Source organism: Olivibacter sp. SDN3 (genome assembly GCF_014334135.1).
In the GTDB taxonomy this organism is placed as follows: domain Bacteria; phylum Bacteroidota; class Bacteroidia; order Sphingobacteriales; family Sphingobacteriaceae; genus Olivibacter.
The window spans coordinates 3,489,228-3,516,221 of sequence record NZ_CP060497.1 but is presented as its reverse complement, the minus strand read 5'-3'; the positions used below and the strand labels follow the sequence as shown (position 1 = coordinate 3,516,221).

The following is a 26,994-nucleotide window of genomic DNA, read 5'->3' as shown; positions in this document are numbered from 1 at the left end:
AATGGCCAAATGGGATCAATAATTCATCAGATGTTATACCATGCACAACCGCACCAGACAGTTATTTTTGCTATGATCATTGACATCAAAGCTTAATAAGGTTATCATATAATTAGTAGTTTCCCTTTCGACCATCTTGTCAAATAATCGATATCATTCATAATTTATCGACAGACTAAGATAGTGTTTTTGTTTGTATCAGGTAACCAGGCCTTTTATAAACACATATTTAGGCGTTTTGCCATCAGCAATTAAAAAATCATCAACAATCCAGTCACTTCCGTTAAGAATTATAATTTTATTCGTCTTATTCGTCGCATATCGGAAAAATCGCCAATTGTTGTGAACAACTTTACAAAGTGGCTGTTAATTCTTTACATCCATTGTATAACAAATAAAAACAAAAAAATGAACCGCACAATCGCAATACTGCTGGCTGTTATCCTAATATCATCCTGCAGCAACAACTCAAACTCAGGTGAGGGCACTACAACCACAAAAGAGCTATTCTCTATGGAAAATCCGGCTTCCTTTTTCCTTAATCTGGTAGATAAAACGGAAGGTGATACCTCCATCTCTTATGTGGCAAAAGGCCTATATCAAGATGACACAGTTGGCGTCATTATTGAAGTTAATAAAAATATTCCTGCTGGCGTTAATAATGATGGATCGGTAAATAATGAAGAGGGGTTTAAAAAGGGGACAATAAAATTTAAAAAATTAGGCGCGGAGAGTGACCGTTTCGTATCAGCATTAGCCAAATTGTGGCAAATTGAAGGTATCGATAAAATGAAAACAGAGCCTATTGAACCTTTAACTTTTTTATCAAATAAGAAGCCTATTGATCTCAATAAGGCTTCTACGAGCAGCTTTAAATTATTTTTCGATGAAGACTCCCCAGACCCGGGAGAGATATTCTTCACTTTTGACACCTATAAGCAAACCGCTGAATTTCAGGAGAAAGAAATACAGCACAGAGCTACAATAGCACACGCTTTTGCAGAATGATATAGGAAGAAAGATTCGCTCTGGTTTAGCAAATTTCTTTTATTAATTTGATAATTAGCCCTGTATTCAAACACTGGATTAGTTTTATTTCAAAGCAAAGAAAATCACGTATTAAACAATAAAAAATATTTTTCAGACCATTGACATAGGGTTGTCATAGCGCTGTTTTACATTTGTAGTATAACAAATTAAAACAGATAGAAATGACCAAATCGAATGTATTACGGGGATTATCAACGGTAAACTTTTATGCAAGTGATCATGAAGCAGCAAAAAATTGGTATAGCAAATTTCTGGGAATAGCACCTTATTTTAACGTTCCAGGTTATTCAGAATTTCGTGTTGGTGATTACCAGCATGAACTTGGTATTATTGACAGTAGATACGCCCCTGAGGGAACAACAGGCACCGGAGGCGCCATTGCGTACTGGCATGTTGACGACTTAGCGTCGACTCTCGAAAAGCTGATTACGATGGGAGCAAAAGAGCATCAACCCATTACTGACCATAGTGGTGGTAAAGGAGAATTTGTCACTGCCTCAGTAGTTGATCCATTTGGTAATATATTAGGTATCATGACCAATAAGCATTACCTCGATATTTTGCATCAAAAGAACCTGTAAGAGAAAAAACTATGGAAACAAAAGATGGAAAACAGGCCATTTATGCTAAGACTAGAGCAGCATGGCGACAGTGGTTGAAACAGAACAGCCAAACGGAAAAATCCGTATGGTTAATATTGTATCATAAAAAAAGTAATGTACCCAGCGTTAATTTAATTGAAGCTACGGAGGAGGCCTTGTGTTTTGGTTGGATAGACAGTTTGTGTAAAAAACGGGATTCAGAAAGTTACTATCTTACTTTTTCGCCGCGAAACCCCAAAAGAAGCAAATGGAGCCGACCAAATATAGCGCGTGCCGAAAGGTTGATCAGAGAGGGGCAGATGACGGAACACGGGCAAAAACTTATTGACATTGCAAAGCAACTCGGAAAATGGGAAACTACCGATATATAAATTTTGTACACGGATAGTATCTCAATCAATTAGTTTTCTTGTTTTGTACGCTTCATAGGCTTCTTTTAATATGGTGCTTAGCGCATTGGAATTGATATCTTCTGGTGCTTTTATCTCGAGGTAACGGAATATTTTGCCACTTCCTTTTAATAGCTGCTTGGGATCTGGCAGGTCTACCCCCCGATAAAAGCCAAGCTTGAGCCCTTTCATTGAAGGTATGATGGTACAAGATTATGCCGGCTGAAGTATCAAGCTCTTCTTTGATATGAGGTAAATTTTCAAAAAGAATTTCCCATAACATTAATGCGCTATTAAAAACTTTTTTGCTGTAGTGTGACAAGAATGTGGTAACCTCTCCGTTCTCCATTATTTATTAATCAGTTGACACGTTGCACAACTGCTCCCGAGTTTTTATGTTTTAAAAGTCGCTTTTTATCCCCATTCGGTAATATCTCCTCTTTTATTAAATAATATTCGTCATCAAACGAGGTAACCTGGCGGTTATTACTCGCTATATCCGTTCCTCTCCAGTAATCTATTTCAACTTTTTCCCATCGCTTTGTTTTAGCAGACAGAAGGGCGGCGTCGATAATGGCATTTACTATATAGCCGTCGTAAAAGGTTTCTTGAGCTTCAATTCCTTTCTCGATGGCATCAAACATATCTGTAAACATATTCGGGTACCCTAGTTCGTGCGCTTCATCGCCAACTGGAAATACCCAACCTTGGTTTACCTCGACTTTTTCGGCAACGTAACCATCGCTATTGCGCGTTGTGAACATTTCAAAGCCGGTGCGCAAAAAATTATTGATTGATATAGAACCTTCGGTGCCCATTATTTCATCACGTAAATCCATCCCGGCCTTGAACGTCCAGCTTACCTCAAATTGCGCTATTGACCCATTTTCATATTTCACTAGCCCGATAGCATTATCTTCTGCTTCAATAGGATGAACTTGGGTGTCTGCCCAACACATCACCTCTAACGGTCTTATATCCTTACCAATAAAATTTCTCCCAATTTCTACGCAATGGCAGGCGAGATCTATGATTGCCCCACCCCCAGATTCCTTTTTATCCCAGAACCAAGCGCTATGTGGACCTGAGTGTGCCTCTCTTGATTTTGTCCATAATATTTTGCCCAAAGCTCCCTTTTTTACACTCGTCAACGATTTCAAAAATTTTGGAGTGTAACACAAATCTTCCAGATAACCAGCAAATATTCCTGCCTGTTCCACCATCTCCAACATACGTTTGGCTTCGGCTGCAGTTCTACCTAGTGGTTTGGTACACAGTACATGTCTCTTTGCCTTTGCACACGCTGCAACAGCCTCTTCGTGCGCACTGTTGGCCAAGGCAATAATCACGGCTTCAACCTCAGGATGATTGATTGCTTCGTCTATGTTATCTGTATAATAAGCTAAGCCGTAGTCTTCCGCAAATCGCTTGGCATTATCGGTCGTTCGCGAGTAAACGGTACAGATCATGTCTCTTCTGCGTTGCGCATGTAATGATTCTGCATAAAAACGGGCTATAAAACCCGAACCTAACATTGCTATTTTCATGTTCAATTTATCTTTCCTCCCACCCCGTCTCTTTTAAGGCTGGATCATTTTCTTTCTTTAAAAAATCTGCTTCCGAAAGCGGCTTGCTTTCCCAATTTAAAATGGCATCATCGGGTACAACGTCAACTGGCGTGTGCCAAGAACTCGATTTTTCGTTGTATGCCAGATTAGATTGCGAAGAATAACAGGATATTATTGACCATCTCGGTTTATCAGAAAGGTTAGCTTCGGAACGATGCAATAGATTGCTATGGAAAAAAAGCGCATCGCCTGCTGCTAATTCCACATGAACCAATTTCATCGATTTTAATGCATTACTAACCATTACCATATCAGCGCCAACCTGCTCACCTGCAAAACCATGATTTACTCTTCCCATTTTGTGAGACCCTTTAATTACCTGTAAACAGCCGTTTGCTTTATTTGCGGGGGTTAAAGCAACCATTACGCTCATAAGTTGGTCGGGAAACATAAATTGGTTTTTATACCAATATCCATAATCCTGATGCCACTCCCAAGCTCCACCGACATAAGGTTCTTTTTGCATCAATTTCGAATGGAAATGACAAACAGCGGCATCGCTATCAAGCAGCTGTGCGACCGAATGAACGATTCGTTCACTTCGTGTTAAATAACCAAAGACATCATCTCCAGGAGAGAACCACAAGGATAATTTTGTTTTTTTACCTGATGTATCATTGAGATCGAGCGCATTCTTATGCATAGCATCGTCCTGCAAGGCTGTTGCATATAACTTCTCTATGACTTCTTTACTACAGAAATTTTTAACTACGAGGTATCCGTCCTTATTGTAAGTATGAACTTCCTCTACAGACAATTTTTGCATCTCGCTTATAATTTGTTAGAAAAATAAAGTTACAAACCTTTTTGCCATCTTTATACATTTTTAATGATAAATCATGGTACTTTTCTAACATCATTTCCATTTGGAAAACAACAGATACTTTTCATACAAAGACTCATAAAAAATGTCCTAATGATAGTTAAACACAATTTTATTCTTAAGATTCCAAAATATGATGAAAATTACCTTAACTTTAGTATAAGTTAAAAAGGATATAAAAGCATAAAGTGTAAATTAACTATAAATGAAACCTGTAATTGACTACTTACCAAAAAGTGCGGGCGAATCTTTTGCTGTAAGGCATTTTGATTACGATTTTTACCCTACACCTTGGCATTTTCATCCTGAATATGAACTGGTGCTGGTGACCGAAAGCACCGGGCAACGGCTCATAGGGGATGATATTTCGGATTTTAAACCAGGTGATATGGCTTTAATTGGCCCTAACCTGCCGCATGTATACCGAAATGACATGGAATACTACGCTGCCACCCCCTATCTAAGAGCCAAATCTATCGTTGTACATTTTACAATTGCTTCCTTTGGAGACAGTTTTCTTTCCCTGCCAGAAACACATAAAATCAAAACACTGCTCAACAAATCCCTAAGAGGATTGGAAATATACGGCGGCACCAATGAAGAACTGAACAAAAGAATGCATGAACTAGTGGAGCTCAGCGACTTTGCCCGATGGCTCAAACTACTTGAAATGCTGAATATTCTGGCGGAAACCGATGAGTATAAGTATATTTCAAAAGCCGAAGTCAAAGGTTGCAATGAAAAGGAATCGGAAAGGATGGACAACGTTTTGACATTTGTTTTCAACAATTTCAAAAAAAACATCAGCCTTAAAGAGGTTGCAAATATTGCTAATATGGCTGAAAACTCATTTTCAAGATATTTTGCTCTTCGCGCGAGACGATCGTTTACTAAATTTGTGAACGAAGTGAGGCTTAGTCATGCCTGCAAATTGTTGATAGAAGATAAGCTCAATATATTGGAAATTTCCATGGAGTGTGGGTTTAACAACTTATCTAACTTTAACAGGCAATTTAAAAGTCGATACAGTTATAGCCCGATGGCCTATCGGAAACAGCTTAATCAAGCGGTACGCAATCTATAAATTTGGTTTTCACATTTACCAAAGTTGTATGCTGTTGTCTCGGTCACCTCACTAGAGAGGGTTGGCTCCATGATTACCCTTACAGGCAAATAAAACAAGCCTAACTTTACATTTGACATAACAAATTATTTTGATCCTTCGTTATATATCCTGTAAATACATAATTTTACAGGTAAAAGCTGTTCTGATGAAATAGGGAGACAACATGTAATACATCTTGTTGAAACTGCTGGGGAACGGGTAAGTTAAAAAAAAGAAACATCATGGATCAGCAAACATATTCTGTTATTACAGCAAGTGGCAGTTACATTCCAACACGCCGCATATTAAATGAAGATTTTCTAGCGCACTCTTTTTATGACGAGCATGGCATTCGCTTAAAGAAGATGAATGAAGAGATCATCAAACAGTTCCAGACTATTACCGGTATACAAGAACGGCGATATGTTACAGATGATTTGGTTGCGTCTGATATTGCTTATTTTGCCGCTAAAGACGCCCTCCTATCATCTCAAGTTGACATGGAAACACTCGACTACATTATTGTTGCACATAATTTTGGAGATATTAGTGAGAAAAATCGCCGAAGTGAGTTTGTCCCGACTCTTGCGTCAAGAGTGAAACATCACCTAAACATTAACAATCCAGCTACCATTACCTATGACCTTCCCTTTGGCTGTGCCGGTTGGCTGCAAGGACTTATCCAAGCAGATTATTATATACGCTATGGTACAGCAAAACGTATTATGGTGATTGGCACCGAAACCTTATCGCGCATCTGCGATCCGCATGACCGTGATAGTATGATCTATTCTGATGGAGCTGGGGCGGTTATCGTAGAGGCTGGTAAGAGTAAAGAACCGACTGGTATCCTGTCACATAATGTAAGATCCTATGCTGGAGATCTCGCCTATCTTTTACGCATGGACAGATCTTATAATCCAAATTTCGAAAACGACACCCTGTTCCTTAAAATGAACGGCAGGAAGCTATATGAAAACGTTTTGAAAACGGTTCCTGAAGTAATAAAGGAATGCCTTGATAAAGCCAAACTGTCTATTAGGGATATTGACAAAGTACTTATACACCAGGCAAACGAAAAAATGGATGAAGCTATCCTACGCGATTTATTTGAACTATATGGCATTAAAGAATCTCCAAAAGGCATTATGCCTATGACCATATCATGGCTTGGCAATAGTTCGGTTGCCACATTACCTACACTTTACGACCTCATGTTCAAAGGGCGTTTTGAGCACCAGACGCTCAGGAAAGGGAGCACAATCGTTTTTGCCTCTGTTGGGGCCGGTGTTAATATGAATGCAGTGGCTTACAAAATTCCAGAATAAAAACTCCTTAAGACAGTTAGTAAACGTTCGCACCCGATTTCCAAACCCCGAATACCATCACAAAGTGGTAATGCCTTTAAATTTCTGCTAGATACAATCAAAATTTGTTGCTCGTAATTAGGTAATTAGCTTTTGTGCTTTTAGCATCTTACAACGACAAGGGAGTAATTCTTCCAATTACTTCGAAATCTTCTTAAAGATTAACAAAATGATCCTAAATATAACAACCAGGAAGATGTTTTTGCTAAAAAACACGTCTACGTGACAATAAATCGATATTTCATGACATCGTAATTTATTAAATCAAAACTTTTGCTAACCAACCATTTTAAAGAACATCAAAAGGTGTCAGATCAACAATAAATACAAGGTTAATCTTTTCTTAACGAACTCGCAATATGAGCGTACTACTTTTGAGGCCAACACGAAAGTTGTAGCTATATGATATTACCCATCCATCATCATTTTAATTTTTCCTTTAATCCACAAATAGTACGTTAAACGATAAAACAACAAATGAAATCAAAATTTATTCCGTTCCTCACATGCCTAATTTCCCTTTTATTATTATCAATGCATACCTGGTCGCAAGGTACCGAGGCCACCATTACCGGTAAGGTTCTAGAAAAAGAAGGTCCTATAGCAGGTGCTTCTATTACGGTAAGAAATGAATCTACGGGATTCAAGGCAACTACCGTTACCAATGAAAAAGGTAATTATACCTTTCAACAGCTACCACTTGGTTCTCCCTATACTGTCACGGCAAACTCTATCGGTTTTACCGAACAACGAAAAACCGGCTTTGCGCTTAATTTCGGTGATGAAATCGTGGTAGATTTCGAACTGGCTGCAAGCTCCAATGAATTAGAGGAGGTGGTGATTGAAGGGTCAGATCTAAGAAATACGATTAAAACATTAGGCGCGTCGACTGCAGTGACAGCCACCGAACTAACCAAACTTCCGGTAAATGGACGAAACTTCTCTTCACTGATTGATCTATCTCCAGTTAGTAGTGGCAGCAATCTTGCAGGCCAACGAGCATCCTCAACAAATTATACAGTAGATGGTATGACTTCTCGCAGTACTATCGCCGGTGGTAATAGTGGGGGTGCTTATGCCATATCCATGGAAGCCATACGGGAATTCAAGGTGGTAACAAATGAATATGACGTTACTTATGGTAGAAGCGGCGGAGGTAGCATTACAACGGTCACCAAATCGGGTACGAACACGTTTTCCGGCAGTGCCTTTACCTTTGCACGTACCGATTGGTTGTCGAGCAATTACAACCTGAACGGAACACCACGCGCACAGGAATTCTCCACCTATCAATATGGCTTCGCACTTGGCGGCCCCATCGTTAAGGATAAAGCACATTTCTTTGTTGCTTGGGATCATCAGGCAGATGCCAGACCATTACTTATAGCCGACATCCAAAGTCAGGAGGACATCGGTCGTTATCGGGTAACCCAAGAAAGTTTAGATGAATTTACGCGCATTGCCCGTGAAAAATATGGTTTCAATTCCGATGCGCTATTCGGTTCTTTTGATAAGAGGAAAGCAACTGATGCCGCTTTTGCTCGAATCGATTGGCAGATTCACCCTAAGCACTTACTGACCATTCGAAACAATTTTATCTATGATATGGATGATCAACAGGAAGGCGATAACTCAGGAATCAACGCGTTTGAATCTTATGTCAACAGAAAGAATGTCAATAACAGCCTAATGGCTTCTCTCCGGTCGTCTTTGAGCTCTAGGCTTACGAACGATCTAAAAATTCAACATTTTTATGAAAGCACGGATGTCATGCATAATGTAGCCGGCATTGGTCAAAACCAAAGTATACCTCGCGTCATTGTTGAAAATGTAGAATCGGTAGATGGCGATCGAACACTTTACAATTCCATTCAGATGGGTGGTCAGCGCTTTGCGCCCGAGTGGTTTAAGGGAAATGTATTCCAACTGGTGAACAACTTATACTATAACACAGAAAAGATAAAATACACTTTTGGAGCGGATATCATGTATACCGATATGAACTTCCGCTACGGTAGCGAAATGAATGGTCGATTCTATTTTACGGGTCTGGAAAATTTTGATAACATGACACCTTACCGCTATGCACGCGATGTATATATGACCGACCACGAAAATACAAAAGTCAATAACCTTGCGGCTGGGGTTTACGGTCAGATGGAGACCCGCTTGGCATATGGTTTGGATGTGGTAGCGGGTATCCGCTTGGATAACACAAGTTATCTGCGGAAGGCCAATTTTAATCAGGTAGTATATGATGAGTTAGGTATTGCTACGGATAATGGAATCAATACCTTTCAGTTTCAGCCACGTGTACAGTTTAACTGGAACATAGGCGATAAAGGTCGAGATATTATCCGTTTTGGTGCCGGTATATTTGGTTCCAACCTTAATCCCTACTCGATGTTAAACAATATGTTATTTGATGGTTCACGTATTGCAGGCGTAGATATTACCGACGCCCGCTTAATGCCACCTATAGATTTTGCAAGCTACCGCAATGACCCGAACACCGCACCAGGGCGCGATTTACTCAACAATCCGGAAATAGAACAATTGGTAACCATTAATACGAATAGCCCAGATGTGAAGGTCCCCACCGTTTATAAGGCCAATATATCCATCAACCATTTCTTTACGCCAACCTTACGTATTGGCTTCAGCGCTTACGGTACCTGGGGTCGCAATAACTATATGTATGTAGACCGTAACATGGTAGATGAACCCTATTTTAGGATTGCCGCAGAGGATAACCGAGGAGTTTATGTGCCTGCTAATACGATCCAAACTGCTAATGGTACGGCAAATTGGGTGAACAGCCGCAAAACTGAGAATATAGGGCGCGTATTGGAAATGAATAGCGAAGGTAAGGTTAATTCCTATACATTCGTAGTAGATGGTACTTATCGCTACTATAAAGATGGGCAAATCAATGTCTCCTATACTTGGAACGACACACGTGACAACACCTCTTATAATGGCAATGTAGCCAATACGGCTACCCTTTCATTGATGGTGCGGGATGATCCCCGCGATCTCAGTACCATGACTTATTCCGACAATCAGTTCCGGCACAAAGTTGTATTTTATGGCAATGCACCAAGCGTCTGGGGTATTACCATGGGCTTACGCTTCAGCGGTATTTCAGGCACGCGTTATTCCCTAGCGGTAGCTGGTAATATGAATGGCGACTTTGTGTCGTCCAATGACTTAGCCTACATTTATGATCCCGGGAATCCGAATACTCCAGAATATCTCCGTGAAGGGATCAATGCCATTCTGAACAATCCCGAAGCGGAACAGAGCGTAAAAGATTATATCAATGCCAATTTAGATAAAATCGCTGAACGCAATGGAGGTGAAAATGGGTTCTATGGCGTGTTCGACCTACGTTTGGCTAAGATGTTTCGCATTTATGGGTCTCACGGCATTGAAGCGTCGGTAGATATTTTCAATTTAGCCAATATGTTAAACAAAGATTGGGGAGTAGGCCGCAACTTGGGTAACCAAAATATATATAGTATCAGAAGCTTTGATCCGGAAGACCTCCAATACGAATATAATGTCAATGCACCTACCGGAGTATCTAACCTGAATGGTAACCCTTTTCAGGTTCAACTGGGGCTGCGCTATGCTTTTTAAGAGATTTATATAAACAAATGTTCGAAAATGAAAAACATTTTTATAACAATAGGCCTTTTCTTTTTGTCATACCTATTCATCCACGCGCAACAATCGCACGTTGTAGTAATCAGTGTAGATGGATTTCGTCCTGAATTCTATAAGGATCCTTCCTGGGGTATGGTACATTTACGTCAAGCTATGACAGAAGGTGCTTACAGTGATGGCGTACGCGGAGTGTTCCCGTCAGTTACTTACCCATCACACACCACTATTGTAACAGGAGTAAAGCCGATAAAACACGGTATCTATTACAATACGCCACTGGAGCCGGAAGGAGCTACCGGACGTTGGTATTGGGAATATGACTCGCTAAAAGTACCAACCCTATGGAGCGCAGCCAAAGATGCCGGTTTAACCACAGCTTGTGTAATGTGGCCGGTAACGGTCAAGGCACCGATAACTTGGCGGATCCCTGAGTATTGGTTTTTACCTCAGGAAAAGGGCGCGCCAAAAGATGTTGTAGGAGGTATGTCAAAAGAGGCTCATCCAGCGGGTTTGTATGAAGAAATTCGCGATAATGTCAATGGTAAAATGGCTGCCGACTATTTCACTTCTGACGTCAATAATGCACGGATGACCGCGTATCTAATTAGAAGATACAAACCATCCTTCACAGCGGTACATATCGCAGATGTCGATCATGCCGAACATGAACAGGGGCGTGACGGTGAACAAGTCCGATCAGCCGTGGCATCGGCAGACCAAGCGATTAAGACGATCGTAGATGCTGTTGAAAAAGCCGGGATCAAGGAGAACACTACGATAATCGTAACCGGTGATCATGGCTTTGTAGATATTCATACACAATTGAATCCAAATGTGTTACTCGCAAAATCAGGCTTGATTGACCCTAAAAACAAAACTCATTGGAAAGCTTTCTTTCATAGTAGTGGCGGATCCTCTTTTTTACATCTTAAGGATAAAAACGATACGGCGACTTTAGAAAAGGTGAAAGAAATTTTGAATAGTACACCGTCGGGATTAGGTAAACTGTTTCAAATCGTGGACCGCAGCGGGCTTGACAGCATTGGTTCTGATCCGAACGCAAGCCTCGCCCTAGCCCCTATTCAGGGCGTAACGTTCGGTAATGATGTAAACGGCGAATTGCTAAGTGCAGTGAAAGGTGGTACACATGGCTATTTTCCAAATTTTAAAGAAATTGAAACCGGTTTTGTCGTATTTGGAAAAGGAATCCGTAAAGGAGTTGTCGTGAACCAAATGGGCCTTGAAGATATTGCTCCTCTTATTGCTAAGCTCTTAGGTATTAATTTTCCATCTGCAGACGGCTTGCTCTATCCCGGCTTGCTTCAAAAGTGACAACGACTTTTGTCTTATAGCTGAACCTAAAAATTAATTAAACAGGTGGTACCTATATTTGGCATAACCTGTTTAATTCTTTTTTTCATCCTATTCCTTCTAAGAAAAAAGATATGCAATTTCGATAGCAAAAAATAACAGGTAAGCTACGCTGCCCATTCTTATGGTCTAGTTTGGTTAAACCGTTTGATAGTTAATCTGCTGTTTTTCTTTCCTGTTTTGTATTAGCAATTACTGTTAACAACAAAGGCCCTGCTTTTTCATTACAAGAGCCTTTGCCTTCTATAAAAACCAAAACCTTACATGGTAGACATTATTTTAAGCATTTTGTTTTGTTTGTTCAATCTTTTATCTCGTCAATTACTTGAATAGTACCTAAAAAACACGGCATTGGGGTGTTTTGATGAAATTATTTTTGAAATCCTAATTGATTTTTTTATAATTTGTCTATAAAAGATATATAATCTTGAGCACTTTTTTCAACTCTTTCCGTAATCGCATTATGCAAACCTTATCGGTGGGCAATGGTCTTTACCTATATGCTGCCATTTAACTAATGGAAAACTGCGTTTCGGGCAACTGAAGAAATTAATGCCGAATATTAGGGAACGTATGCTAACATTACAGCTGCGTAAATCGGAAGAAAACAAACTGGAAAAAAGGACAGTATATGCTGAAGTACCACCGCGTGTGGAGTATGAATTGACAGCAAGTGAACAAGAACTGAAACCGATTTTAGGCCTGTTGGAACAATAGGGCACGCGGCACAAGGAAACAATGGAGCAAAAGAACTTACCAACCTCCACCGGAAATTTCTATTTATTGAAATAATAATACCCTCATACCAAACAAGACAAAACAGGGTAGTTTCAGAAATAAGGCCACGTATGTTGATACCTTGCTTATAACAATATAGAGCTAGCCTCTATTAGGTAACGATATAAGATGCTATTTTACGGGCAAACTCCTTCAATAGACCAGCATCAAGCTGCGTCTTAGTTAAGCAGTGTATATCTTTTTTTGAAGACACAAATGATATTTCTTCATTTCTTATATTAACATTAAACACCTTTATTCCCTGTAAGTTAATAGGACTGACAAAATAGATGTCATCTCTTACTTTTATCCAAAAACTTTGCATAAATCAAACCAATTAAACGTGCATATTCCTCTTATCAGATGTACATAATTACGAATTTGTTTTTCTTTTGGATTCAAAACAAGTACTCAAAATAATACACCTTTTTTCACATTTTCACTTCACTGAGGTGGAATAATACCTGAATCTGAATTGTAAACGAAAAAGGAAATCATATTGCGACAATTTTGCTGCAAAATATTGTAAATCGTAGACCAGAAGACCTTTATACTTATATTTAGAAACAATAGAGCCCGTATGCCGTATGCTTTATCAGTTCGTGAAGCTTAGATAATTCCATACGCTTTTAGTGCATTCCAGATACCATCTTCCTCCGTTGTACCTGTCACATGATCAGCTACAGCTTTCACATTTTTGCCAGCATTGGCCATCGCCACCCCCACTCCAGCAGTATGCAGCATCTGAATATCGTTACCGCCATCGCCAAAAGCCATTGTTGCAGTAGCAGATATATTATATCTCGCAAAGAATTGTTCCATACCAATCTTTTTACTGATACCACGAGCATTAACGTCGATAAATACCGGACACCAACGGCTCGACTCACAGTTTCTCAAGACATTGTTGATAATGTGTGTTTCTTTATCTTCATCCACAAAAAGGTTGAGCTGAAGCACTTCATTACCCAGCGCTTTGGTAAAAGGCTGCGGTGGCGGTACATCCAGTTTTAACAACTGAAAAATTGCTGTTACGTCGTCTGTAATATGGCTAATGAAAGAACCCTCCGTAGTCATTACGCCTACCGGAAAATTTTCTTCCGTAGCTAAATAGTGCTGCAATATTTCTATATCGCCCGCATCAATAGTGTGGCGAAAGAAAGACTGGCCATCACTATCGACACAAAAGCTTCCATTAAAGGTAATAAAACCATCGAATCCAAGAGGTTCCAAAAACCGCGCGTGTTCATATGATCTTCCAGTGGATACAATTATTTTTATTCCTTTTGCTTTTAATAGGCCTAAGGCTTCAATCGTAGAATCGGGGATTATCTTGCTTTTTAGCCCCAAGAGTGTGCCGTCGATATCAAAAAAAATGGCTTGGATTTTCGGATTTGACATGGCGCAAAAATCATCATTCTCGGTTTAGGTTTACAATTTATTAGGTAAAAAATACGTAATATTTATCTAATAGCACGCATCTGCTACAACAGATATATATTTGAATGGGGATAATCGAACACACCCATTATCACTTAGGACAGATTGTTTCGATAAAAATACTCCTGGATCAATACACTTGAATCTTGCAACGACAAAAAGCGATGTTTCTTATTACGATTTGACTTATCGGCTAATTTTCACGAGCTTTGATCAATGCAGAGCAATAGCTATTACATAGTCAATGGTATTACCTTCTATCGTTTAATAGTTGCTCCGGTTTTGCTATTGTTTATCTTCACAGAACAGCGGGAAATATTTAAATGGCTGCTGGCATTCAGTTTCTTTACCGATGCAATTGATGGTTATCTTGCGCGTAAGTATAAAGTGGTTAGTGTGATGGGCTCGAAACTCGACTCCCTTGCCGATGACCTGACCATTTTAGTGGCGATAGTTGGTCTTTTCTTCTGGCATTGGTCTTTTATTGTAGCGGAGTATCTGTGGATTTCACTACTGTTCATACTTTATCTCGTACAATTGGTTTTTGCACTTATACGATACAAAAAAACCACCAGTTTTCATACCTACCTGGCCAAAATTGCTGCTATTTTCCAAGCGGTTTTTTTAGTGCTTACCTTTTTTCTATCGTCGCCCCCGACCTTATTTTTTTATGCCGCAGCAGCGATTACTGCTCTGGATATTATAGAAGAGACAATTATGGTATATCTGCTACCAAAATGGCAGGCAGATGTAAAAGGACTACATGAAGTATTGCAACAAAGGCGCTAAAAATTGCCCGAAAGTATCTTTAATGCTTCTGCTGTAGATGACACGAAATTTATGTGTTTGACTTTATTACTTTCATATATAAAGTCTTTGATACTCTTGCTCACGTATTGCATGAAATCACCAACAATAGCAAGCTTGAAACGGTAATTCGAAAATTTTTGCAGTATTTCGCCAGCCATTCCATTCTTCAGGTCAAAAAAATCAGGCGTAATGTTCTTCTCGTGAATGATGACTTTATCAAATCCCTGATAGTATAAATTACCTATAAGGTCCAAGCCATCTTCGGTAGAATTAATAATAACATCTGTTGAAATAATTTCTGCAATTTTTTCCCCGTTAATCGTATGGCTTTCAATGTTCATTTTAGTTCTCTCGTTAAACTGACGAATTTCAATCAAACTTAGTTAAATTGGTTTTATATGCAAAATATAGCAACGGCATATACCGGCGAAGCAACCTTGAAGTTACTGGTATTTGCGATTTCGTTTTTATCATTTCACAGCTAGTACTCTGCTTTAAAGATCATCAGTAAAATGGCGCCTAGCTTTTTTCTGAGTAAATTTCCTTCTATTATAATCGAAAGATTTATTGCGAGGAATAGATAAACTTTCCCAGTGATCATTAACAGCCATTTTCGCAATATAAACAAGCTGACCTATGTGATAACAATAATGCGCGAGCTGGCGATTAATAGCTTCAGTAACCGTGTGCCCATCATTACGAATGTAAACTATACACTCCAATTGTTCATCCGTGAGGTTACTTATTGCACCCAGTAAGCACCTCCACCCACTATCCCAATAGGCCAGTAGTTCCTCGCGGTTTTTAAACTTATCCTCGAATTCAGCATCCCGATTGCGCCAACTTTTTTCGCCGTCGGCAGTTAGGAAATCGGTAAATCTGGAAAGCATATTACCCACTATATGATTTACAATAACAGCGATACTATTACTTTCTCTATTGTATTGCCAGAACAGCCTTTCTTCGGGCAACTGTTGCATAGCTTTTTCGCCGAGCATTTTGTAATATTCAAATTGCTTTAATACACTTGAAATATAACTGGTTTTCATAGTGAAATTATTTTTCGTGAAATTTTCGGCACCTTCTATCTGCCACCACTCACATTGATGAACGAACCTGTTGAATAAGACGATTTTTCTGAAGCTAGCCAAATAATAGCTTCGGCCACTTCCCTCGCCAAACCTCCTCTTTGCATAGGAATATTATTTTTTATCCTGTCAATTCGCTTGGAATCTCCTCCGCTTGCGTGTATGTCTGTATGGATAAATGCAGGTCGGACACCGTTTACCCGTATCCCTTCAGCGGCTACTTCTTTTGACAGGCCGATGGTTAATGTATCCATCGCACCTTTTGAAGCAGCATAATCCACATATTCATTAGGAGCTCCAGTTTTTGCGGCGATTGAAGAAACGTTCACAATTGCTCCCCCTTTTCCCCCATATTTAAACGACATTCGTTTTATCGCTTCCCTGGCGCAAATAAACTGTCCGGTAACGTTCGCCGCAAATATCCGGTTCAATCGTAAAGCGTCCATTTCTTCCAGCCGCATTTGTCGCTCGAGTATTCCCGCGTTATTAACTAAGGCAGTTACACGTCCTAAAAGCCTGTCTGTTTCCGAAAACAACTTTATTATTTCGCTTTCACTGGAAATGTCAGCCTGAATAGCCACGGCTGTTCCTCCTTCGGATGCTATGGCCGCAACAACATTATCTGCCGCTATTTTATTCTGATAATAATTCACTGCCACTAGATATCCCGCTTTGGCTGCGAGGATCGCTGTAGCGGCACCAATTCCGCGGCTCGCTCCTGTTACTAGCATAACCTTCATATCTCTTTTCCCGTTAAAAACTAAGTTGCTACAATAGGCGGTCTTGTACGAACCAAAGTAGCCGTTTAACACGTGATTTTTTACCAATCAGTTAATGCATGAGCACACCATATCATGGGCGCTTGCCCGTGCAAATCACCTACTATCCGTTTTCTGTCCAGATAATATTGTCGGTCATCTTTAATGTTTGTCCCTTCACAAACTTCTGTCACTTCATTATTTTCGTTGATATAGGTAACCAGCGTTAGCCAAGCTTTTCGAGCCACTTCAGCATATTCTTTTTCGTCTAACCAACCATTTTTCACACCGATAATCATCGAATAAGTAAACATGGCTGATCCCGATGTCTCATTCCATGCATCAGGATCATCAAGCAGCTGATGCCACATACCATCCTCCCCCTGTAACTCCTTAAGCGTTTCCATCATCTTCAGATAGGCTTCAAGAATTCGCGATCTATTAGGATTATCATCTGGTAATATACGCAGTAGCTCTGCCATGCCGACGGCCATCCAACCATTTCCTCTACCCCAGAAAAATTTAGTATCTGGCGAATGGTAGAACAAGCCGTTGGGTTGCTGTATCTCATCCAGGTACATCACCATTTCAGCAGCTGCCCGATCTATATATTTTCGATTATCTGTTGCCCTATACGCCTGTGCCTGAATAGCGGTGATCATAAACATATCATCTATCCAGATACGAGTCTGCCAGGAATATCCTTTGTCTGCCCACGTTAGTTCTTCTTCTGTTGCATCTTCCGGAGCCTCCCACTGGGTATCCGCATAATCAAGCCCAGTATCAAGATAGTTTGTTTTTTCTGTTTGAAGGTAAAGTTCTAAAGGAACGGCACCGAATACATTATTGTCTACATGGTTTTTTGGAGGCTGTAAGGTACTGTCTACTGTCATAAGAGGAATAAATCTCTCTTCCAACCTTTTCGTAAAATTTTCATTTTTTGTGCTTTGTGCAAACCACAAGGCACCTAACCAGGTACAAACATCAGGATACGTAATCTGCGTTGGAGCATTTTCTGGCCTTGGATTACCGTACTGCGAGTTCGGCGTGTTTAAAAAAAGCTCTACTAGTTTATCTCCAATAAGTTTTGGATCCGCTTCTTCCGGCATGTTTCTTAGATCGTGATTCGATCCCGAATCACAAGCAGAAATAAGTATCGCGCAGAGAACAATTACTAACGTTGATGCTTTCATAATTTAAGTTTTTATTTACTGATGGTTATTTTTCAATTCACGCTTTACTCGTGAAGAAATCAATTCAATGCAAAATACGAAAATGCTGTTGATAACAATCCGATAATAAAAAAAGTAACATAACAGCCTTAACAGCTCAATAAACAGACTGCAATTAACATTAACTATAATAAGTAAGCGCAATATAACGCTTTCTAAAAACAAAATCTTCGATAATCATTGCAATGGAAACATAACCTGTGAACATTCGGCGTTTACAATTCTTGGGAATGTGTTATGGCTATGGTAATCCGTTTCAATCAAAAAATATTATTATTTAGGTGTTGTTTCATTAAACCTTGAACTGCTATTTAAGTGATAGACAGTCTACCGAATAACAACTGCTGCAGTTAAATCAAAAATCTGATAAACTGTTGTTCGTATTTCTTTTGTGTTACAGGTATCTCTCTTTAATAATATTGATATGACGAAGTTCATGACCTGCGATATGGTACGCCAACGCTCTAACCGTTCTTTTGTTTATATTTCCCGTGGAAACACCACCTCTCATCAACGCATCTTCAGGTAAATGTTCAAAAAGTGTAATGGTAGCACTGCGCACTGCCTCGTATTCTTTAAATATACTTTCCAAGCTCCGCTCATTAGCTTTTGAATAATAAGCATAGTCATCCTGTTCAAAACCTGGAAGCGGTGTATGATCGTTTCGCGCATAACGCAATGCACGATAGGCGAAAATACGTTCATCATCGATAATATGAACTAAAATCTCCTTAATTGTCCATTTGCCTTCAGCATATCTGTAATACAATTTCTCTTCCGGCAGACTATAAATGAAATGTTTAATGTTTACAAGGTTTTGCTTCAAATGTGCCAATACTTTTCCGTCATCCTCCAATAAATCCATGTAGATGTGTGAATAAGCAGGAAACTCATTGGGTAACGGCTTTTTTATTACTTTCATGATATCTTACTATTTAAAATGTTGAGCCCATGTTTTTGCCCATTTTCCAAGTGGATCAATCAACTGAAAAAGCTCTTTGCCTTGCTCCGTTAATGCGTATCCATTGGGGGTGCGTTCCAACAAATACGCGTCAGTTAACTCCTTTAACCGTTTGTTCAAAGTGGTTGGAGAAATAGTTTCACAGTATGTCTGTAACTGGCGGAAAGTGCTTGCTCCCTGGTCTAAATGCCAAATGATTCCCATTGCCCAGCTTCTGCCAAGCAGATCAAAAAGAGCCATAATTGGTTGTCCAGATTTAGACCCTCTAACGGGTGTTCCTGGAATTGGAATTGCCATAGCTTATTTATATTAAAAAACTACAGCAATACTACAAAAAGTGTAGCAGACCATAAAACTAACCTCCTGCGCTAAGCTTAGCAATAGCCGCATTTGGTTAATTTGAAATGCAAGTCTACCTAAAAAGCACTTTATGCCATTTCTCAGCGCATGCGGATCATGTCGACAGAACTTTGTTTATTCGATTTTTCTGCTTTACCTCTCGGCATGGAGTCCTATACGGTTTCCCTCCGTATCTGTAATAATCGCAATAAGGCCTGCATTCATTGCGGTTTTTGGTATAATGATCTGCCCCCCCGCTTGTTCTACCTTATCAAGAACAACCTGTATACTTGGACTTGCATTGATATATATCAGGCTGCCCGTAGCTGATGGTTGACTGGTAGCCGATTTAACTAAGGCGCCGGTCACTCTCCCCGAAGTAGCCTGAATGATTTTAGGGTCATAAGGAAAAAAAGTAAGTTCCTCATCTGTTTCAGGAAAAACCCGAGTACTCATCGTTACTGCCAAAATAGTTTCGTAAAACTTTTTTGCTCTGGCAGTATCTAAAACTGGAATTTCAAACCATGTAATAACATTTGTTTGCTCATCAATTTTTTTTAGTTGTTGCATATCTAAACCTTTCTAGTTATTGATACAAAATTGATAATTGCTATCGGTTTTCAACTGTGACAATCGTCACGAAATTTAAGATTTACACGTCTATTTCTAATTCTACTCAACGTCTCTCGGGCAACACCAAGAAATGATGCCAACTGTGAAAGCGGCACCCGTTGTAATAGCATCGGATGGTTCTTTTCTAAATATGCCAATCGATCTTTCGCTGCATAAAGTTTAAATAGATTTGCAAATTCTTCTTGTTTGGCAGCAAACAAACGGATACAGTGTCTTCCAAGGATTTCAATCTCAGGCGCATGTTTGGCCGCTTGAAATAATGGTTCCTTGTTAAAAATAATAGTTGTTAAAGGCTCGCAGGCGATGATGTTATACATTGATTTTTGTCCGCTACCGAAGCTATTGATATTTGTGGTCAAATCATTCTCAAAATAAAAGCCAGTATTCTTCGCAATACCATCCAAACTATAATAGCTTCTGCAATAACCTTTATCGATATAGAACAACGCATTACATACTTCACCTTCTTTCAATAGTAGCTCATTTTTCTTGAATTCCCGTTTGGTCAACGCCCCTTGTAACTGTTTCCAGCTCTCATCAGAAAAATCAGTGAGTGAGTAAATATATTTTAAAAGGTTTTTCATTGATTGCTTAAACGATAAAGAGTCACAAAAATTTCATATAAGCTTAAAAAAATTGATCTTAATGCATCATAGTCCTTTTACTTGATCAGTTTTGTCTACGCCCCAAGTCTGGCTTGGTTTTTTGCCTAATTCAATCTCCAGGACACCACCATGTTTGATTTCCTGATAAGTGATAAAGTTTCTAGTCAAACGTTGTCCGTTCAATACGATAGCCTGGATGTACGGGTGGGTCGAAGGAGAATGGTTACACTTTACCTGCCATTTCTTATTATCTGCTAAATCGATATCATAAGATTCGTACAACGGAGTTGTTAGCAGATAGTTCCCTGAAACAGGATCTACCGGATAAAGCCCTAAGGCTGCAAAAATGTACCAAGCCGACATCTGTCCGGCGTCATCGTTCCCACTTAAACCACCGGGACCATCACTGTACTCTTCTTCCAAAATCTGGTGCACCCGCTCCTGTGTTTTCCAAGGTGCCTTGGTATAGTTGTATAAAAAAGGAATTTGATGCCCTGGTTCATTTCCATGCCAATAGTTATCATTATCAAATAATTCATCCAGACTTCTTTCTAGTGCTGCAGGGCCACCCATTAGTTTTGCCAAACCAGGAATATCCTGTGGGACATAGAAGGTATACTGTCTTGGCGAGCCTTCGGTAATATATGGTTCACGGAAATCGGGGTTAAATGGTGTATACCAGGAGCCGTCGGCGTACCTTCCACGAACCATTCCCACTTGTACATCGAAAACCCGTTTGTAATTGCCCGCCCGCTTTAGCAGCTGTTGGTAATCGGTTACTTTACCCAGATGCTGCGCCATCATTGCTACAGCGTAATCGTTATAAGCATATTCCAAAGTTCTGCTCACCTGCTCTTTTTTATGAAAAGCCACTGGCACGCTATCCTCCATGGGTATATAATGATATGTTAAATAAGAATCCAAGGCTCTACGGCCTTTTCCATCATAGTAATCCGCAGAGTCGGCTACCTCAAAAGCATTTCTATACATCAGACCATATGCTTTTTCCGCATCGCGACTAATGATCCCCTTTAAATAGGCTGAGGCAATTACAGAAGTACTGTGGTCGCCTATCATCGCCGCCGTATAGCTGTTCCAACAAGGAAATATCGGCAACCATCCGCCACTTTCTCCTTTCATAATAAGCGATGTTACTAAATTCTGCACCAATTTAGGTTTTAGAATTTCCAGCAACGGAATCTGGGCGCGGTAAATATCCCACATAGAAAAGTCATCATAGTAATCCACTGTATCGGTTGCCAAACGATTTTCAGTCGCAAAAACCGGATACCTACCGTCTACATCATTAAAAAGTCGTGGATGCTGCATAGCATGGTAAAGTCCGGTGTAAAAAACACGTTTCTGTTTATCATCCGATGCTTTTATTTGCACCTGTCCTAATGTCTCTTCCCAAGCCTGCCCGGTAGCTTGACGTACAGCGCTAATATCCCAACCAGGTATTTCCACGGCAAGATTTTTTTCTGCACCGGCAGAATCGGTGAAGGAAGTCCCCATTTTCAGCGAGACACGTTCCCCTTTTGCAAGATAAAAACCGATAAAAACCCCCTTACTGTCATCGCCAAACGACTGATTTTCAAGAGAAATTTTTCCTGAATCAAAGGCTCCCGATACCGTTACCCGCTGTTCAGCCAGTAAGTGGAGATAACCATCAAAGCCAGCATACTCACCCCACCCTTGATAAATACGATGTACCGGATTTTTTCCACTAATCGAGCCATCATCGTTAATCTGTAAGCTTCCCTGCGCTTCATCACTATTACTATTAATCAAAAAATAAACACTATCATCTGCTAACGCCTCAACCTGCATTATACCTGCTCTAGCGGTACCGCTGATTGCCACCCTCAAATTATATTTATCCAACATGACCTCGTAGTACTCGGCGCCAGCACTTTCTTTTTTATGCGAAAAAGGGCTCTGCGCGTCTTGCAGTGCATCGGCTAAACTTCCACTCACCGGCATTACAGAAAAACTCCCATAATCTTGTGTGCAAGAACCACTGAGCCAATGACTTGCACGGAAGCCGTTGATAAGTGAATCGGTATAATAATAGGGAGCTACGCATTTCTCTTCGCCTTTTCTCGTTTGCGGCGTCCATTGTGTCATGGCAAAAGGAGGTGCTACCGCTGGTATGGTATTGGCATATTGTTCTGAACTAGCTTCACTATGCTGCTGAGCGGCTAAGGTTGTGCTAGCTGCTGTACCGGCTAGGGTTTGAACATATTTCACCATATCGCGCTGTTGCACCCGACCGTATGATATTGCAACAAAACATAAAACAAAAAGCAGGCTGTGTAAAGTATATTTCATATAAATATGTAATAAATAGTGATTCTACTAGGCCGTGGCAATATAATATTTCTTATTGTAATGATCGGTTTATCGTATTCAAATTCGCGAAATAGTGTAAAGGCAGGTTATATAGTTACACATCTTCATGATTTGCTATAACGTTTTACCATGGTATTTTAATGGAATATCTGTATCTTCAACTTTGATTGAAGATTGTATACCTTTAAAGTAATATGAGACGACTAAATTTCTTTTTTATTCTTGCCCTATTTTCATTGACGGCAACGCACTTATCTGCGCAGGCACCCAAAGAGCCAGTTGATTATGTAAACCCATATATTGGTAATATCAGCCATATGCTGGTACCCACCTATCCTACGGTGCATCTGCCTAATAGTATGTTACGTGTGTATCCTGAAAGGGAAAATTTCACCGGTAATGTGCTTAGCGGTTTACCACTAATCGTAACGAGCCACCGCGGCAGTTCTGCCTTCAACTTAAGCCCTTTTCAGGGAAATACCGGCGACATTAAAAGTGTAATTCCATTGGGTTATGACAATGAGGTAATTAAGCCCTATTTCTACAGTGTAGACTTAGACGATCAAGACATCCATGTAACTTATGCACCGTCCCATCAGTCGGGCATTTACGACATTACTTTCAACCAGTCCGGACAACCGGTTTATTTGGTACTTAACACACGGAACGGTGAGTTGGTAAATGATGGAAGTAGTGTTAGTGGCTATCAACAACTGGACAATAACACCAAAGTGTACATCTATTTTGAAACAGATGTGAAGCCAGAGGCGATAGGCACTCACCAAGGTGAGCAAATAGCTGCTCAAGAAAAAAAGACTGCTGGCGAAAATGCCTACTTTTTACTCAAATTTCCGGATAATACGCAACAGGTTAAAGCCCGCTATGGCGTTTCATTCATCAGTACAGAGCAGGCCAGGAAAAACCTACAAAGGGAAATTACGCGATACGATGTAGATGCCGTTGCCACACATGGGCGTGATGTGTGGAACAAGACCTTACAGAAGATTCAAGTTTCAGGTGCAGACGAAGATGCTAAAACTGTATTTTACACTTCTTTATACCGTACTTATGAGCGGATGATATGTATATCTGAAGACGGACAATACTTCAGCGCATACGACGGCAAGGTACATAGTGATCAAGGTAATCCTTTTTATACAGATGATTGGATTTGGGATACCTACCGTGCCACCCACCCCCTTCGTATACTCATAGAGCCCGAAATGGAGAACCACATGATCAATTCCTATATTATTATGACGCGGCAAATGCCCCGTGCGTGGATGCCTAATTTCCCGGAAGTTACCGGCGATAGCCGACGGATGAATTCCAACCATGCCGTGGCCATGGTTGCCGATGCTTATAGTAAGGGCCTTGAGGGTTTTGATCTGGCCGAAGCTTATCAGGTTTCAAAGGCAGCCATTACCGAAAAAACCTTAGCACCTTGGTCGTCAAAACCCGCGGGGGTTTTAGATCAGTTTTATAAAGAGCATGGCTATTTCCCTTCGTTAGCACCAGGAGAAGAAGAGACAGTTCCTGAGGTCCATAGCTGGGAAAGGCGACAGCCTATAGCCGTCACCTTAGGTACGGTGTATGACGAATGGTGTCTCTCCATTCTGGCCAATGCCTTAGGAAAAAAAGATGAAGCAGCATATTTTGCAGACAGAAGTTTAAACTACCGCAAAGTACTACACCCGGAAACAAAATTTTTCCATCCCAAAGACACGTTTGGTGTATTTATGCCTGATTTAGACTACCGCTTCCCACCCGGAATAGGCGGCAGGGACGCTTATGATGAGAACACAGGTTACGTTTACCGTTTTGATGTACCACATAACGTAGGTGATCTTGTACAATTAATTGGGGGAAAACAGGCTTTCGTCGATGCCTTAGAAGACATGTACAGTACTCCTTTGGGAAAAGGCAGACCAGATTTTTATCATATTTACGCGGATCATACAGGTAACGTTGGTCAATTCTCCATGGGGAATGAGCCCGCTATGCACGTACCGTACCTTTATAACTATGCAGGCGAGCCTTGGCGCTCACAGAAACGTATACGCAATTTATTGAATCAATGGTTCAGGAACGATCTCATGGGCATACCTGGAGACGAAGATGGTGGAGGACTTACCTCCTTCGTGGTATTCTCGCAATTAGGTTTTTATCCTATCACTCCCGGCCTACCGATGTATGTAATAGGCAGCCCTAGCTTTGAAACAGCAACACTTGACCTCGGAAATGGAAAAACCTTCCGGGTGACATGTGAGAACTATTCTCCTGAAAATAAATATATTCAGTCGGCAAAGTTAAATGGTGCCGACTGGGATAAATCATGGTTTAGCCATGAAGAACTTATGAAAGGAGGAGAACTTCAACTGGTGATGGGCAAGCATCCAAATAAAACTTGGGCCACCGGAGACCATGCCATCCCTCCATCTTTTGAAATGGGAAAAACAAAACCGTAAAAACCATACACAAATATTTCATGGAAAACAGTTTGACAGCCAACATATGCTCAAGCTGTTTTTCATTTTAAACAGATTTTATTATTTTCATGTTATCTTTGAAGTCCAATTAACTCTAGTAACATGAGCAATAATGATATAATGAAAAAATTACGTGTAGCAATGAAGTTTACCGATGACGACATTATCGAGGTGTTGGCACTTGTAGATTTTAGGGTTACAAAAGCAGAGTTAGGTGCTATCTTCCGCAAGGAAGACCATCCGAATTTCAAACCTTGTGGCGATCAGATACTACGTAATTTTTTGAATGGGCTTATTATCTACAAACGTGGGCCTAGACCGAAGCAGAACAATAAGTAGACATTCACCAATGGTCAAACTTCCGAAAAAACTTTTTTTTATTTATTTTTTGCTATTTTCAGCTTGTATACAGGCTTTTGCACAAAACACCGCGCTTGAAGAGGAACTGCAAACCATTATGAAAAAAAACCAAGCCATCGGTTTATCTATAGCTGTGGTAAAAGATAATAAAATTGCCTATAATGCGTCTTTCGGAGTAAAAGACATTGCAACAAACCAACCATTAAGAAACAACGATATTTTTCGCATTGCTTCTATATCAAAATCTTTCGTAGCCACTGGCATTATGCAATTGGTTGAGCAAGGAAAGCTGTCGCTCGATGATGACGTTGGCGAACTTATTGGTTTCAAGGTGAGGAACCCAAAGTATCCCAATATAAAAATCACCTTACGTATGATCCTTTCGCACACGTCAAGCCTAAACGACCAAAATGGCTATTTCACGCTTGATGTAATTTGTCCGCAAAAAAGTCTGGACATCAGCAAAAGTTATTACGAATATGCACCTGGTGAAGGTTACCAATATTGTAATCTAAACTTTAATTTAGCCGGAGCTATTCTCGAAAAAATATCTGGTGAGCGGTTGGATCGCTATATCAAACAACATTTGCTCGATCCATTAAAAATTTACGGTGGGTATAACGTGGATGAACTGGATAGTTCCCGTTTCGTTACCCTTTACGAATTTGACAAAACATCAGGCAAGTTCGACCCCGCGCCAGCAGCATACCGATCGCCTAAGGAAAGTTTAAACAATTATGTCATGGGATACAGTACCCCCATATTTTCCCCTACCGGTGGAATTAAAATATCTGCCCATGATTTAGCTATTTACATGATGATGCATATGAATGAAGGTCTCTATAATAACGATATCCGCATCATCAGTCCAAACAGCACTAAAAACATGCAAACCAATGTAAATATTGAAGAACGATACGGATTGGCCCTATGCGAAAAGACACTACTGGTCCCTGGTAAAAAGCTGATAGGCCATAATGGGAATGCTTATGGCCTATACAGCGCTATGTTTTTTCAACCAGAGGAAAAATTTGGTTTTGTACTAATCACCAATGGCTGCGGCGCCACGACATTCACGGAAGATGTAAACGATTTCCTCAAAGCATGTGTAGATAGTTTGTATAGGCATTTAATAGATCAGTAACG

At 40.2% G+C, this 26,994-nt stretch carries 26 protein-coding genes; 12 read left to right on the top strand and 14 right to left on the bottom strand.

The window, feature by feature from the left end; all coding sequences use genetic code 11:
- The first annotated feature begins 408 nt into the window (after positions 1–408).
- From H8S90_RS14555 to H8S90_RS14545, 3 genes are all read left to right on the top strand, one after another.
- Positions 409–1,008, top strand: a complete 600-nt coding sequence (locus H8S90_RS14555; RefSeq protein WP_187338589.1) for a hypothetical protein — start codon at positions 409–411, stop codon at positions 1,006–1,008.
- A gap of 203 nt (positions 1,009–1,211) precedes the next feature.
- Entirely contained in the window at positions 1,212–1,631 is a 420-nt protein-coding gene (locus H8S90_RS14550) for a VOC family protein (RefSeq protein WP_187338588.1), read from the top strand.
- A gap of 11 nt (positions 1,632–1,642) precedes the next feature.
- The gene (locus H8S90_RS14545) at positions 1,643–2,023 is read left to right on the top strand and encodes a YdeI family protein (protein ID WP_187338587.1); all 381 of its coding nucleotides are present in this window, start codon (positions 1,643–1,645) and stop codon (positions 2,021–2,023) included.
- Between the two features lie 21 nt (positions 2,024–2,044).
- Here the strand turns inward: H8S90_RS14545 and H8S90_RS14540 are convergent, their stop codons facing one another.
- The 3 genes from H8S90_RS14540 to H8S90_RS14530 all read right to left on the bottom strand — a co-directional run bounded on the left by H8S90_RS14540 (position 2,045) and on the right by H8S90_RS14530 (position 4,435).
- Positions 2,045–2,233 carry a DUF1801 domain-containing protein gene (locus H8S90_RS14540; RefSeq protein WP_187338586.1) on the bottom strand — a complete coding sequence of 63 codons (189 nt, stop codon included), beginning with the start codon at positions 2,231–2,233 and terminating at the stop codon, positions 2,045–2,047.
- 167 nt (positions 2,234–2,400) lie between these two features.
- Positions 2,401–3,588, bottom strand: coding sequence for a Gfo/Idh/MocA family protein (locus H8S90_RS14535; protein WP_187338585.1), 1,188 nt, complete (start codon positions 3,586–3,588; stop codon positions 2,401–2,403).
- 7 nt (positions 3,589–3,595) lie between these two features.
- The gene (locus H8S90_RS14530; protein WP_187338584.1) at positions 3,596–4,435 is read right to left on the bottom strand and encodes a phytanoyl-CoA dioxygenase family protein; all 840 of its coding nucleotides are present in this window, start codon (positions 4,433–4,435) and stop codon (positions 3,596–3,598) included.
- A gap of 262 nt (positions 4,436–4,697) precedes the next feature.
- Here H8S90_RS14530 and H8S90_RS14525 point away from each other — a divergent pair, with 262 nt between their 5' ends.
- The 5 genes from H8S90_RS14525 (at position 4,698) to H8S90_RS14505 (ending at position 12,721) form a co-directional block, all read left to right on the top strand.
- Positions 4,698–5,576: an AraC family transcriptional regulator gene (locus tag H8S90_RS14525; RefSeq protein ID WP_187338583.1), complete on the top strand. Its 879-nt coding sequence runs from the start codon at positions 4,698–4,700 to the stop codon at positions 5,574–5,576.
- 263 nt (positions 5,577–5,839) lie between these two features.
- The gene (locus H8S90_RS14520; protein ID WP_187338582.1) at positions 5,840–6,925 is read left to right on the top strand and encodes a 3-oxoacyl-ACP synthase III family protein; all 1,086 of its coding nucleotides are present in this window, start codon (positions 5,840–5,842) and stop codon (positions 6,923–6,925) included.
- 573 nt (positions 6,926–7,498) lie between these two features.
- Positions 7,499–10,606, top strand: coding sequence for a TonB-dependent receptor (locus H8S90_RS14515; protein WP_222852100.1), 3,108 nt, complete (start codon positions 7,499–7,501; stop codon positions 10,604–10,606).
- A gap of 27 nt (positions 10,607–10,633) precedes the next feature.
- Positions 10,634–11,965, top strand: a complete 1,332-nt coding sequence (locus H8S90_RS14510) for an alkaline phosphatase family protein (RefSeq protein ID WP_187338580.1) — start codon at positions 10,634–10,636, stop codon at positions 11,963–11,965.
- Positions 11,966–12,478: 513 nt separating this feature from the next.
- Positions 12,479–12,721: a helix-turn-helix domain-containing protein gene (locus H8S90_RS14505; protein ID WP_187343058.1), complete on the top strand. Its 243-nt coding sequence runs from the start codon at positions 12,479–12,481 to the stop codon at positions 12,719–12,721.
- 172 nt (positions 12,722–12,893) lie between these two features.
- Here the strand turns inward: H8S90_RS14505 and H8S90_RS14500 are convergent, their stop codons facing one another.
- Positions 12,894–13,106, bottom strand: coding sequence for a hypothetical protein (locus H8S90_RS14500; RefSeq protein WP_187338579.1), 213 nt, complete (start codon positions 13,104–13,106; stop codon positions 12,894–12,896).
- Between the two features lie 284 nt (positions 13,107–13,390).
- Positions 13,391–14,182, bottom strand: coding sequence for a Cof-type HAD-IIB family hydrolase (locus H8S90_RS14495; protein ID WP_187338578.1), 792 nt, complete (start codon positions 14,180–14,182; stop codon positions 13,391–13,393).
- 255 nt (positions 14,183–14,437) lie between these two features.
- Between H8S90_RS14495 and H8S90_RS14490 the strand changes: the two genes are divergently transcribed.
- Positions 14,438–15,010, top strand: a complete 573-nt coding sequence (locus H8S90_RS14490) for a CDP-alcohol phosphatidyltransferase family protein (protein WP_187338577.1) — start codon at positions 14,438–14,440, stop codon at positions 15,008–15,010.
- Here H8S90_RS14490 and H8S90_RS14485 read toward each other — a convergent pair.
- From H8S90_RS14485 to H8S90_RS14445, 9 genes are all read right to left on the bottom strand, one after another.
- Complete coding sequence (locus H8S90_RS14485) at positions 15,007–15,372, bottom strand: DUF4180 domain-containing protein (RefSeq protein WP_187338576.1); 366 nt, start codon at positions 15,370–15,372, stop codon at positions 15,007–15,009. The two genes, H8S90_RS14490 and H8S90_RS14485, sit on opposite strands and share 4 nt — an antisense overlap.
- A 153-nt stretch (positions 15,373–15,525) precedes the next feature.
- Positions 15,526–16,080, bottom strand: coding sequence for a DUF1572 family protein (locus H8S90_RS14480; protein ID WP_187338575.1), 555 nt, complete (start codon positions 16,078–16,080; stop codon positions 15,526–15,528).
- A gap of 35 nt (positions 16,081–16,115) precedes the next feature.
- The gene (locus H8S90_RS14475; RefSeq protein WP_187338574.1) at positions 16,116–16,859 is read right to left on the bottom strand and encodes an SDR family oxidoreductase; all 744 of its coding nucleotides are present in this window, start codon (positions 16,857–16,859) and stop codon (positions 16,116–16,118) included.
- Positions 16,860–16,939: 80 nt separating this feature from the next.
- Positions 16,940–18,070: a glycoside hydrolase family 105 protein gene (locus H8S90_RS14470; RefSeq protein WP_187338573.1), complete on the bottom strand. Its 1,131-nt coding sequence runs from the start codon at positions 18,068–18,070 to the stop codon at positions 16,940–16,942.
- A 433-nt stretch (positions 18,071–18,503) separates the two neighbouring features.
- Complete coding sequence (locus H8S90_RS14465) at positions 18,504–19,031, bottom strand: DinB family protein (RefSeq protein ID WP_187338572.1); 528 nt, start codon at positions 19,029–19,031, stop codon at positions 18,504–18,506.
- A 9-nt stretch (positions 19,032–19,040) separates the two neighbouring features.
- Entirely contained in the window at positions 19,041–19,367 is a 327-nt protein-coding gene (locus H8S90_RS14460; RefSeq protein WP_187338571.1) for a helix-turn-helix domain-containing protein, read from the bottom strand.
- Between the two features lie 195 nt (positions 19,368–19,562).
- Positions 19,563–19,979 carry a VOC family protein gene (locus H8S90_RS14455; protein WP_187338570.1) on the bottom strand — a complete coding sequence of 139 codons (417 nt, stop codon included), beginning with the start codon at positions 19,977–19,979 and terminating at the stop codon, positions 19,563–19,565.
- A 50-nt stretch (positions 19,980–20,029) separates the two neighbouring features.
- Positions 20,030–20,626, bottom strand: a complete 597-nt coding sequence (locus H8S90_RS14450) for a Crp/Fnr family transcriptional regulator (protein ID WP_187338569.1) — start codon at positions 20,624–20,626, stop codon at positions 20,030–20,032.
- Positions 20,627–20,692: 66 nt separating this feature from the next.
- A complete protein-coding gene (locus tag H8S90_RS14445) occupies positions 20,693–22,978 on the bottom strand; it encodes a GH92 family glycosyl hydrolase (protein ID WP_187338568.1) in 2,286 nt (761 codons plus the stop codon).
- Between the two features lie 215 nt (positions 22,979–23,193).
- Here H8S90_RS14445 and H8S90_RS14440 point away from each other — a divergent pair, with 215 nt between their 5' ends.
- From H8S90_RS14440 to H8S90_RS14430, 3 genes are all read left to right on the top strand, one after another.
- Positions 23,194–25,467 carry a GH92 family glycosyl hydrolase gene (locus tag H8S90_RS14440; RefSeq protein WP_187338567.1) on the top strand — a complete coding sequence of 758 codons (2,274 nt, stop codon included), beginning with the start codon at positions 23,194–23,196 and terminating at the stop codon, positions 25,465–25,467.
- Between the two features lie 123 nt (positions 25,468–25,590).
- Entirely contained in the window at positions 25,591–25,827 is a 237-nt protein-coding gene (locus H8S90_RS14435) for a DUF1456 family protein (protein WP_187338566.1), read from the top strand.
- A 10-nt stretch (positions 25,828–25,837) separates the two neighbouring features.
- Positions 25,838–26,992: a serine hydrolase gene (locus H8S90_RS14430; RefSeq protein WP_187338565.1), complete on the top strand. Its 1,155-nt coding sequence runs from the start codon at positions 25,838–25,840 to the stop codon at positions 26,990–26,992.
- Positions 26,993–26,994: the final 2 nt, after the last annotated feature.